At 63.6% G+C, this 1,350-nt stretch carries 1 protein-coding gene and 1 pseudogene; both read left to right on the forward strand.

Going from position 1 to position 1,350, the window contains the following annotated elements; translation table 11 throughout:
- Positions 1–135 precede the first annotated feature (135 nt).
- Positions 136–420 (forward strand): annotated as a pseudogene (locus EET03_RS32220) (integrase catalytic domain-containing protein); the annotation flags it as partial.
- Between the two features lie 304 nt (positions 421–724).
- Positions 725–1,273: a hypothetical protein gene (locus EET03_RS32225; RefSeq protein ID WP_244232605.1), complete on the forward strand. Its 549-nt coding sequence runs from the start codon at positions 725–727 to the stop codon at positions 1,271–1,273.
- The last annotated feature ends 77 nt before the right edge of the window (positions 1,274–1,350 follow it).

Here is a 1,350-nt window from a genome sequence, read left to right on the forward strand (position 1 = left end):
GCTTGCCCGATGTGGAGGGGCAAGATCGATATGGCTGCAAGGCGGCAGGTAACCAACAAACTGCGAGGTCAGTACCGCAAGGCGTCGAAGGCGGACAAGGGCGAGATTCTGGATCGGGTGGTGGCTACCACGGGGATGGGTCGCTCGACGGCGCGGCGGATGCTGACCGGCCCGAGGCTTCCTGACCCTGCTGAGCAGGTCGACGGGCGCACGCTGCGGCCGCGGGGTTTCAGCGATGACGCCAGGGCGCTGTTGGAGCATGTGTGGGCGTTGATGGGCATGCCGTGCGGCAAGTACCTGGTGGTCATGTGCGACCTGTGGTTGCCACTGCTGAGCGCCGCCGGTGATCTTGACAAGCCGTTCGCCACCGAAGCGGCCTTGGCCGAGTTGAAGACAATGAGCGCGGCCACTGTGGACCGCTACCTCAAACCCGCCCGGGACAGAATGCGCATCAAGGGCATCTCGACGACGAAACCCTCACCGCTGCTGCGTAATTCGATCGCCATCCGCACCTGCGCCGATGAGGCGCCCAAGGCCCCGGGGGTGATCGAGGCCGACACCGTCGCGCACTGCGGCCCGACGTTGATCGGCGAGTTCGCCCGCACCCTGACGATGACCGATCTGGTGATCGGCTGGACCGAGAACGCCTCGATCCGCAACAACGCCGCGAAGTGGATCACCGAGGGCATCGAGGGAACTGCAGCAGCGGTTCCCGTTTCCCATGGTGATTTTCGATTCGGACTGCGGGGCTGAGTTCATCAATCACGAGGTCGCCGGCTGGCTGCAGGACCGCGACATCACCCAGACTCGCTCGCGGCCGTACCAGAAGAACGACCAGGCCCATGTGGAGTCCAAGAACAACCATGTGGTGCGCAAACACGCGTTCTACTGGCGCTACGACACCCCGGCGGAGCTGGAGCTACTCAACCGGCTGTGGCCGTTGGTGTCGCTGCGTCTGAACTTCTTCACCCCGACCAAAAAGCCCGTCGGCTACACCACCACCGCGGCCGGTCGCCGCAAGCGCATCTACGACAAGCCGGCCACCCCGTGGCAGCGCCTACAAGCATCGGGTGTTCTTGATAAACAACAACTCTCGAACGTGGCCGCCCGAATCGAGGGCATCAACCCGGCCGATCTGACCCGCCAGATCAACACCATCCAAATGCAGCTGCTGGACCTGGCCAAAGCCAAGACCGAGACCCTGGCAGCCGCGCGCCACATCGACCTGGAAGCATTAGATCCGTCAATCAACCGATTGGCCGAGACGAAGTAGTGCAAGCCCCCCACGCGCTCACTATCCGTGAGGCACCAGCCACCGCTTCGCGCTCACTTTTATGTGAGGCACCTCGG

Origin of the sequence: Mycobacterium innocens (assembly GCF_900566055.1) — a bacterium.
In the GTDB taxonomy this organism is placed as follows: Bacteria; Actinomycetota; Actinomycetes; order Mycobacteriales; family Mycobacteriaceae; genus Mycobacterium; species Mycobacterium innocens.